The sequence below is a fragment of the Streptomyces sp. NPDC060028 genome (genome assembly GCF_042736725.1).
GTDB lineage: Bacteria > Actinomycetota > Actinomycetes > Streptomycetales > Streptomycetaceae > Streptomyces.
In genome coordinates this window covers 1-9,963 of the sequence record NZ_JBHWVJ010000145.1, presented here as the reverse complement: position 1 = coordinate 9,963, position 9,963 = coordinate 1, and the positions used below count along the sequence as shown (strand labels likewise).

6 protein-coding genes are annotated in these 9,963 nt (G+C 70.2%); 5 read left to right on the top strand and 1 reads right to left on the bottom strand.

What is annotated here, in order from left to right:
- Positions 1 to 813 precede the first annotated feature (813 nt).
- Entirely contained in the window at positions 814 to 1,665 is an 852-nt protein-coding gene (locus tag ACFWBF_RS36370; RefSeq protein WP_385609127.1) for a DUF4184 family protein, read from the top strand.
- A gap of 54 nt (positions 1,666 to 1,719) precedes the next feature.
- Here ACFWBF_RS36370 and polA read toward each other — a convergent pair whose 3' ends face one another.
- Entirely contained in the window at positions 1,720 to 4,440 is a 2,721-nt protein-coding gene (polA, locus tag ACFWBF_RS36365) for a DNA polymerase I (RefSeq protein WP_385609126.1), read from the bottom strand.
- Positions 4,441 to 4,564: 124 nt separating this feature from the next.
- Here polA and ACFWBF_RS36360 point away from each other — a divergent pair, with 124 nt between their 5' ends.
- The 4 genes from ACFWBF_RS36360 to ACFWBF_RS36345 all read left to right on the top strand — a co-directional run bounded on the left by ACFWBF_RS36360 (position 4,565) and on the right by ACFWBF_RS36345 (position 9,776).
- Positions 4,565 to 6,832 (top strand): FdhF/YdeP family oxidoreductase, encoded by a 2,268-nt coding sequence (locus ACFWBF_RS36360; protein WP_385609125.1) that lies wholly within the window; start codon positions 4,565 to 4,567, stop codon positions 6,830 to 6,832.
- Positions 6,833 to 6,886: 54 nt separating this feature from the next.
- On the top strand, positions 6,887 to 7,357 hold the full coding sequence (locus ACFWBF_RS36355; RefSeq protein ID WP_385609124.1) for a PaaI family thioesterase: 471 nt from the start codon (positions 6,887 to 6,889) through the stop codon (positions 7,355 to 7,357).
- A 236-nt stretch (positions 7,358 to 7,593) separates the two neighbouring features.
- A complete protein-coding gene (locus tag ACFWBF_RS36350; RefSeq protein ID WP_385609123.1) occupies positions 7,594 to 7,995 on the top strand; it encodes a hypothetical protein in 402 nt (133 codons plus the stop codon).
- Positions 7,996 to 8,537: 542 nt separating this feature from the next.
- The gene (locus tag ACFWBF_RS36345) at positions 8,538 to 9,776 is read left to right on the top strand and encodes a branched-chain amino acid ABC transporter substrate-binding protein (protein WP_385229798.1); all 1,239 of its coding nucleotides are present in this window, start codon (positions 8,538 to 8,540) and stop codon (positions 9,774 to 9,776) included.
- Positions 9,777 to 9,963: the final 187 nt, after the last annotated feature.

Genomic DNA, 9,963 nt, shown 5'->3' with positions numbered 1-9,963 from the left:
CACCTGCCACCACGGCATACCCACACCAGCCCCGACCTGACCAAGCACTACTAGGACGGCAGCAGGATGGCTTTTCAAGGAGTGAGGCGCCGTCCGCTCCCCTGAAGAGCCTCGAAGGGGCGCCACGCAGCAGGAGAGGCCCGGCGGCCTACCCCTCGCGCAGCCGCCGCCCTCCCACGTGGCTCAGGTCAGAGCGGCTACGTGGGAGCAGCAGACGCGCCGGGTGATTCCGTGCGCGGCCGGTAGGCGCCGAGAGGTCGTCCGCCCAAAGGGCGGTCCTCCTTACTCTTCCCCCAGCGCGCGACCGCCGGCACAAGCAAGAGGAGCACGCCGCGCCGGGTGGTTCCTCTTGCTCCCCCAGCGCGCGGTTCCGTCGGCCAATGGGCGCTAGTGACCACTCCCGGAGGCCCCGAACCCGCAGCGGGCCGGTCCCTCGGGGCAGCCGGGAGTGCCGCTATCCGCTAACACCCTGATCAACCACGGTCTTGGCCGCTAGCGGAGTCGCTAACGCTAGCGGGGCGGGCCGCTAACGCTAGCGCCCCCTTCGCGCCCCTGTCGGGCCGTCTGTGGGCCGTCGAAGGCTCTCCAACGCCCACCAATGTCGACCAGCAATGACCAGAGCGCGCAGCGATTCTGCCTGCTTTCCCCCAGGTCACGCGCCCTGACCACACAGTCTTTCTGCTGCCTCTAGGCCCGGGGCGAGATGAACCGTTTGACTACGGGGTTTCGGTACGGGCGGGGCGGTGGAGGGACGGATGTCCCGGCCCGCAGGTCACGCATACTGGCCCCGCACGCAGAGCGAGGAGACAGGCCATGCCGTTCACACTGAGCCACGCGGCCGCGGTGCTGCCGGGAATCCGCCGCCGCGGTCGCGGCCGGGGGCCGTTGGTGGCTTCGGCCTTGGTCATGGGCTCGTTCGCGCCCGACACCTTCTACTTCCTGGACGCCGTGGTGTCGGGAGTCATGCGGTACGGGGAGTTCACGCACTCCCTCGTCGGCGTCGTGACCGCCGACGCGCTGCTGACCGCCGGGCTCGTGGCCTTCTGGCTGCTGCTGCGCGAACCGCTGGCCGCGCTGCTGCCGCGCCCCTGGCGGGGCAGGGTGTACGGCTTCGTGCGCGGCGAGGACTGGCGGCGCGAGCGCCAACTGCCCTCGCTCGCGCTCTGGTTCTACCTGTCGGCGGTGCTGGGATCGCTCACCCACGTCGCCTGGGACAGCTTCACGCACCTGGACCGGTACGGGACGAACGCCGTGCCCGAGCTCTCCGCGTACCACGGGGGTTTCCCCCTCTACACCTATCTCCAGTACGGCAGTTCGGCCCTGGCCGCCGGCGTCCTGCTGTGGTTCACGACGACCGCGCTGCGCCGACGGCCCGCCGTGGACGCCCCGACGTCCGTTCCCGTGCTCGGCCGGGCCGAGCTGTGGGGCGCGCTGGCGCTGGTGCTCGTGTGCGTGGCGGCCGGGGTCACGCTGCGCGTGCTCCGCTTCTTCACGTTCTTCGACCGGGTCGGCACCCCGCTCGACCTGGTCCCGACCGTCTGCTTCGGCGCGGGCGGCGGCCTGTGCGTGGCACTGCTGCTGTACGGGTTCCTCGTACGGCTGCGCCACCGGGGCGACCGGGACCGTACGGACGACGACACGCGAACGCCCGTCCCCACCGCATAGCGGGGGGACGGGCGCTGCGCGATCCGTGCGTACGGGATCCGTGCCTACGGGGAATCAGTGCGCGGCGGACTCCCAGTCGGGGCCGACGCCGACCGAGACGTCCAGCGGGGCCCGCAGCTCGACGGCGGCGCCCATCTCGCGGCGCACCAGTTCTTCCACCTTCTCGCGCTCGCCCCGGGCGATCTCCAGCACGATTTCGTCATGGACCTGGAGCAGCATCCGCGACTTCAGCCCGGCCGCCACGATCGCCCTGTCCACGCGCAGCATCGCGACCTTGACGATGTCGGCGGCGGTGCCCTGGATCGGGGCGTTCAGCGCCATCCGCTCGGCGGCCTCGCGGCGCTGGCGGTTGTCGCTGTTGAGGTCGGGCAGGTAGCGGCGGCGGCCGAAGATCGTCGCCGTGTACCCGGTGGCGCGGGCCTCGTCGACCACGCGCTGGAGGTACTCGCGGACCCCCCCGAACCGCTCGAAGAAGGTCTCCATCAAACCGCGCGCCTCGGCGGGCTCGATGTTCAGCTGCTGGGCGAGGCCGAAGGCGGAGAGCCCGTACGCCAGACCGTAGGACATCGCCTTGATCTTGCGCCGCATCTCCGCATCGACCGCGGACCGCTCGACGCCGAACACCTGGGAGGCGACGGTGGTGTGCAGGTCCTCGCCGGTCGCGAACGCCTCGATCAGGCCCTCGTCCTCGGAGAGGTGGGCCATCACGCGCAGCTCGATCTGGCTGTAGTCGGCGGTCATGAGGGACTCGAAACCCTCGCCGACGACGAAACCGCGGCGGATGGCGCGGCCCTCGTCGGTGCGCACCGGCACGTTCTGCAGATTGGGATCGGTGGAGGACAGGCGTCCGGTCGCGGCGACGGTCTGGCTGAAGCTGGTGTGCACCCGGCCGTCGGCGCCGATCGTCTTGACCAGGCCCTCGACCGTGACGCGCAGCTTGGCCTGCTCCCGGTGGCGGAGCATGATCACCGGCAGCTCGTGGTCGGTCTGCGTGGCCAGCCAGGCCAGCGCGTCCGCGTCCGTGGTGTAGCCGGTCTTGGTCTTCTTCGTCTTCGGCAGGTCCAGCTCGCCGAAGAACACCTCCTGGAGCTGCTTGGGCGAGCCGAGGTTGAACTCGTGGCCGACCGTCGCGTGCGCCTCCTTGACCGCCTGCTGCACGGCGCCCGCGAACTGCTGCTCCATGCCTTCCAGGTGGTCGCGGTCGACGGCGATGCCCGCCCGCTCCAGCCGCGCCAGCAGCTCGGAGGTCGGCAGCTCCATGTCGTGGAGCAGCTCGGCGGCCCCCAGCTCGGGCAGCTTGACCGCGAACGCGTCGCCGAGGTCCAGGACGGCGCGGGCCTGCGCCATCAGCGCCTCGGCCTCGGCCGTCTCGTCGGCGCCGAAGGCGAGCTGGCCGTCGGCGGCGGCGGGCGCCAGCTCCCGGTGCAGGTACTCGTTGGACAGCACGTCCAGGGCGAAGGAGCGGCGGCCCGGCTTGACCAGGTACGCGGCGAGCGCGGTGTCCATGGTGACGCCGGCCAGGCTCCAGCCGTGCTCGGGGAAGACCCGCATCAGGCCCTTGGCGTTGTGGCTCACCTTCGGCTTCGCCGGGTCGGCGGCCCAGGCCGCGAAGGCCCGGTCGTCGGCCTCGTCCAGCACGGACGGCTCGAACCAGGCGGCCGCACCGGAAGCCGAGGCCAGCGCGATCTCGCTGACATTGCCCTGGCCCAGCGCCCAGCTGTCGACGGTGGAGATGCCGAGCGGCGCGTCCGCGTGGGCTTCGAGCCACGGCGCCAGCTCGCCCGCGCCCAGCACGGAGCCGTCGAGCTCCACACCGGGCGCGGCCGGAGCGGGCGCCTCCTCGGCGGCGCCCGGGTCCACGGCCAGCAGCCGCTCGCGCAGCGAGGCGTTGCGGATCTCCAGCACGTCCAGCACGCCGGTCAAGGCGGAGCGGTCGTAGGGGGCGCGCGTCAGGTCCGCCGGGGTCTTGGGCAGCTCGACGTCCTTGACCATCTCGGTCAGCACCCGGTTGAGCTTCACGGCTTCCAGGTGGTCCCGGAAGTTCTGCCCGGCCTTGCCCTTGACCTCCTCGGCCCGCTCGACGAGCTCCGCGAACGACCCGAACTGGGTGATCCACTTGGCGGCGGTCTTCTCGCCGACGCCCGGGATGCCCGGCAGGTTGTCCGACGGGTCGCCGCGCAGCGCCGCGAAGTCGGGGTACTGGGCGGGGGTGAGCCCGTACTTCTCCTCGACCTTCTGCGGGGTGAACCGGGTCAGCTCGGAGACGCCCTTGGTCGGGTAGAGCACGGTGGTGTGCTCGGAGACGAGCTGGAAGGAGTCGCGGTCACCGGTGACGATCAGCACGTCGAAGCCCAGCGCCTCCGCCTGCGTCGCCAGCGTCGCGATCACGTCGTCGGCCTCGAAGCCGTCGACCGCGAAACGCGGCACGTGCATCGCGTCCAGGAGCTCGCCGATCAACTCGACCTGCCCCTTGAACTCGTCGGGCGTCTTGGAACGGTTCGCCTTGTACTCCGGGAACTCGGTCGACCGCCACGTCTTGCGGGACACGTCGAACGCCACCGCGAAGTGCGTGGGCGCCTCGTCGCGCAGCGTGTTCGCCAGCATCGACGCGAAGCCGTAGATGGCGTTCGTCGGCTGGCCCGTCGCGGTCGTGAAGTTCTCCGCGGGCAGCGCGAAGAACGCCCGGTACGCCAGGGAGTGCCCGTCCATGAGCATCAGGCGGGGGCGGTCCGCTGCGGTCGTCTGGTCGGTCTTCTTCGATGCTGAATCTGCCACGCCCCCGATCCTAGGCGGCCCCGCTGACAATTCCGGCGTCGGCGATGTCCGCGGAGCGTGACAGGATCGGACGTCAACGCGAATTCGCGCAGCACCGCAGCTGCGAAGCTCGAAGGGGAGCGACATGGCCGCCAAGCCGCCCGCAGGTGATCCCGTACAGGACGCGCCGCAGGTCGCGCCCCCCAAGCACGCGGCGGCGGGCCTGCCCGCCATCGGGCACACGCTGAAGATCGCGCAGGAGCAGATGGGCCTGGTCCGGGCCACCCGCACCCTCCTCAAGGTCAACCAGAAGGACGGCTTCGACTGTCCCGGCTGCGCCTGGCCCGAGGGCGACAAGCGGCACACCGCCGAATTCTGCGAGAACGGCGCCAAGGCCGTCGCCGAGGAGGCCACGCTGCGCCGGGTCACCCCGGAGTTCTTCGCCGCGCACCCGCTCGCCGACCTCGCCACCCGCTCCGGCTACTGGCTGGGGCAGCAGGGCCGCATCACCGAGCCGATGTACCTGCCCGAGGGCGGCGACCGGTACGAGGCGGTCAGCTGGGAGCGGGCCTTCGCGATCATCGCCGAGGAACTGCGCGCGCTCGGCTCCCCCGACGAGGCGCTCTTCTACACCTCGGGCCGCACCAGCAACGAGGCCGCGTTCCTCTTCCAGCTGTTCGCCCGCGAGTTCGGCACCAACAACCTCCCCGACTGCTCGAACATGTGCCACGAGTCCTCGGGCTCCGCGCTGACCGAGACCATCGGCGTCGGCAAGGGCAGCGTCTCCCTCGAAGACCTCCACCAGGCCGACCTGATCATCGTCGCCGGACAGAACCCGGGCACCAACCACCCGCGCATGCTCTCCGCGCTGGAGCAGGCCAAGTCCGCAGGCGCGAAGATCATCTCGGTGAACCCGCTGCCCGAGGCCGGCATGGAGCGGTTCAAGAACCCGCAGACCCCCCTCGGCATGCTCAAGGGCACCGCCCTCAACGACCTGTTCCTGCAGATCCGCATCGGCGGCGACCAGGCCCTCTTCCGCCTCCTCAACAAGCTCGTCCTGGAGGCCGGCGCCACCGACGAGGCCTTCATCCGCGAACACACCCACGGATACGAGCAGTTCGCGGCCACCGCCAAGGAAGCCGACTGGGACGAGACCCTCAAGGCCACCGGCCTGACCCGCCCCGAGATCGAGCGCGCCCTCGCCATGATCCTGGCCTCCCGGCGCACCATCGTCTGCTGGGCCATGGGCCTCACCCAGCACAAGCACTCCGTCGCCACCATCCGCGAGGTCGTCAACCTCCTGCTGCTGCGCGGCGACATCGGCCGCCCCGGCGCCGGCGTCTGCCCGGTCCGCGGCCACTCCAACGTCCAGGGCGACCGCACCATGGGCATCTTCGAGCGCCCCGCCCCCGCCTTCCTCGACGCCCTGGACCGCGAGTTCCGCATCACCTCGCCGCGCCAGCACGGCTTCGACGTCGTCCGCTCCATCCAGGCCCTGCGCGACGGCGAGGCCAAGGTGTTCTTCGCCATGGGCGGCAACTTCGTCGGCGCCACCCCCGACACCGAGGTCACCGAGGCCGCGATCCGCCGCGCCCGTCTGACCGTGCACGTCTCCACCAAGCTCAACCGCTCCCACGCCGTCACCGGCCGGCGCGCCCTGATCCTGCCCACCCTCGGCCGCACCGACAAGGACGTACAGGCCGGCGGCAAGCAGTTCGTGACCGTCGAGGACTCCATGGGCATGGTCCACGCCTCCCGCGGCAACCTCGCCCCCGCCTCCCCGCACCTGCTCTCCGAGCCCGCGATCGTGGCCCGGATGGCCCGCGCCGTCCTCGGCGAGGCCTCGCGCACGCCGTGGGAGGAGTTCGAGAAGGACTACGGGACCATCCGCGAGCGGATCTCCCGCGTCGTCCCCGGCTTCGAGGACTTCAACGCCCGCGTCGCCCGCCCCGGAGGCTTCCAGCTCCCGCACGCCCCGCGCGACGAGCGCCGCTTCCCCACGAAGACCGGCAAGGCGAACTTCACCGCCGCGCCCGTGGAGTACCCGAAGATCCCCGAGGGCCGCCTGCTCCTGCAGACCCTGCGCAGCCACGACCAGTACAACACCACCATCTACGGGCTCGACGACCGCTACCGCGGGATCACCGGCGGGCGCCGCGTGGTCATGGTCAACCCCGAGGACGCGGCCGAGCTCGGACTCGCCGACGGCTCCTACACCGACCTCGTCAGCGAGTGGAAGGACGACGTGGAGCGGCGCGCCCCCGGCTTCCGCGTCGTGCACTACCCGACCGCGCGCGGCTGCGCGGCCGCGTACTACCCCGAGACCAATGTGCTGGTGCCGCTCGACTCCACCGCCGACACCAGCAACACCCCCGCCAGCAAGTCCGTCGTCGTGCGCTTCGAACCGGCCTGATAGAACGACCTCAGGACAAGAAGGTTAACGAGCGTTGACGAACGGAGCCGGCCCATGGGCGACAAGCACGCTGTGAAGTTCCCGCAGGAGGTCCTCGACGAGTACACGGCCCTGGGCATCGACCTGCCCTCGCTGTTCTCGGCGGGCCACCTCGGCGAGCGCATGGACATCCGCATCCTGGAGGCCTCGGCCGAGCGGGTCGTGGGCACCATGCCGGTCGAGGGCAACACCCAGCCCTACGGACTGCTGCACGGCGGGGCCTCCGCGGTACTGGCCGAAACCCTCGGGTCGGTCGGCGCCATGCTGCACGGCGGCATCACCAAGGTCGCCGTCGGAGTGGACCTGAACTGCACCCACCACCGGGGCGCCCGTTCCGGACTGGTCACCGGCATCGCGACGCCCGTGCACCGGGGCCGCTCCACCGCCACGTACGAGGTCGTCATCACCGACGAGCAGGACCGCCGGCTGTGCACGGCCCGCCTCACCTGCATGCTGCGCGACGCCGACGCGGCCGCCGGGGCCTGACCCGGCCACACCCGGATCGGAGCCGATCGGCCCGGATCAGACCCCGATCGGCCCGGATCAGACCCGGATCAGACCCCCCGCAGGCCCGGACACCGCCCGCCTCAAGGGCAGGGGTCCGGGCCTGCGCCGTCCCCGCAGCCACCCCCGGCGGCCCGCCACCCGCCCGGAATCCGCCAGTCCGCGCGCGTTCCGCCCACGCTGTTGTGTCACCGATGGTGACGGCCTACCGTCCCCCCATGGGGACCACTCCACGCGCCGCGATCCGGTACGCCGCCACCGCCCTCCTCGCCGCGCTCACCCTGCCCGGATGCTCCAACTCCCCCCCGCACGCCGCCCCGGCCTCCTCCAGCCCCTCGCCCACCCCCTCCTCACCTGCGCAGATCTGCACGGCCTTGGTCTCGTACTGGGCGAAAGAGACCCTCAAGGGCACGAAGTGGTCCGGACTGGACTGGGAGCAGAAGGGCCTGTCCAACGACCAGTACGCGATCCACGAGGAAGCCGTCGCCGCCGGTCGAGCCGAGGAAGCAATCCACGGGCAGGACAAGGGACTTGAGGCGATCGACCGGCTCGTGACGCAACGCTGCGCCGAGCAGAACGGCGCCACCTGGAGCTCCGAGAACTGGCGGCCGCCGCAGTGAGCCGGGTGACCGGAATCGGACGTGCGGTGTCCGGCTTCCGGGCACCTGTCGACGTACGACCCCGCCGCAGGTCGAAGGCCCTTTGACCGCCCGCTCAAGATCCACCGCAACGAAGTGGATCAAGGACTTCAATTACCCTCAGTAATGCCCGAGCCCTACGGAATCCGTCTTTTCCGCTCCGGAATGCCACCCGGCGGATTCTTTCGGACACAGCCTGCGACATTCGACCCGTTTTGATCAATGACAGGACCATGAGGGCCTCAAGCCCCTTAGGGGAACGGGGATTTCTCAGCATGTGGTCATTCCCCGAGGTCGCTAAACGCCCGATCTGTCCGTACTACCGCCACACATTCTTGGCCTTGGCATAACAAGAGCGTCACATCCTCCTTTCCCGCCTCCCCGCATTCGCCACCTCGGGCCTAGAGTCACGGCCAGTCACCGCGCCGCAAGGTGCGACTCAGCACGGCCGTGGACCTCCCAGTGCGGCCCGGCGAACCATCGGCACCTCACCTGAGGCGGCCGCGCCAGGGAAAGGAAGAAACGTGCGACACCGTTCTTTGCTCGTCCTCACCACCGTGATCACCACGGGTGCACTGACCCTCACCGCCTGCGGATCGCGCGACGAGGGCAAGACCGGGGACAAGGGCGACGGAGCCAAGACCGTCGTCGTCATCGGCGTGGACGCCCCCCTCACCGGCTCGCTCTCCGCGCTCGGCCAGGGCATCAAGAACTCTGTCGACCTCGCGGCCAAGACGGCCAACAAGAACAACGAGGTCCCCGGCATCGAGTTCAAGGTCGAGGGCCTCGACGACCAGGCGGTCCCCGCCTCCGGTCAGGCCAACGCCACCAAGCTCGTCGGCAACAAGGACGTCATCGGCGTCGTCGGCCCGCTGAACTCCGGCGTCGCCCAGCAGATGCAGGGCGTCTTCGCCTCCGCCAACCTGGCGCAGGTCTCCCCCGCCAACACCAACCCCTCGCTCAGCCAGGGCGACAACTGGGGCAAGGGCGAGTTCAAGCGCCCCTTCAAGACCTACTTCCGCACCGCCGCCACCGACGTGGTCCAGGGCAAGTTCGCCGCCCAGTACCTCTTCAAGGACGCCGGCAAGAAGAAGGTCTTCGTCGTCGACGACAAGCAGACCTACGGCGCCGGCCTCGCCGCGATCTTCTCCGACGAGTTCAAGAAGCTCGGCGGCGAGATCGCGGGCACCGACCACGTCACCGTGAAGGAGACCGACTTCTCCTCCACCGCCGACAAGGTCAAGACCTCCGGCGCCGACTCCGTCTACTTCGGCGGCCAGTACCCCGAGGGCGGCCTGCTCGCCGACCAGATCAAGAAGACCGGCGCCAAGATCCCGCTCATGGGCGGCGACGGCATCCAGGACCCCGCCTTCATCAGCGCCTCCGGTGAGGCCAACGAGGGCGACCTCTCCACCTCCATCGGCTACCCGGTCGAGAAGCTGGACACCGCCAAGAAGTTCATCTCGGACTACGCGGCCGGCGGCTACAAGGACCCCTACGCGGCCTACGGCGGCTACTCCTACGACGCCGGCTGGTCCGTCATCCAGGCCGTCAAGGCCGTCGTCGCCGCCAACAACGGCAAGCTCCCGGCCGACGGCGCCCGCGCCGCGGTCGTCGACGCGCTCGCCAAGGTCTCCTTCGAGGGCGTGACCGGCAAGGTCGCCTTCGACCAGTACGGCGACACCACCAACAAGCAGCTCACGGTCTACAAGGTCGAGGGCGGCAAGTGGATCGACGTCAAGAGCGACACCTTCAACCAGTAATCCGGTAGCACCGGTCCCGTCCTCCCGACCGGACCACCCCTCACCAAAAGAACCAGCCGCGGGGGGGGGGGGGCAACCCCCCCCCCCACCACCAAGTGCGGGGCCGGGGGCCCGGGAGCAGGCACCACCAAGGGGGTGGGTTAAATGAGTTTTATGAAACAAGAGAAGCGGGGCGCCCTCCAGGGGC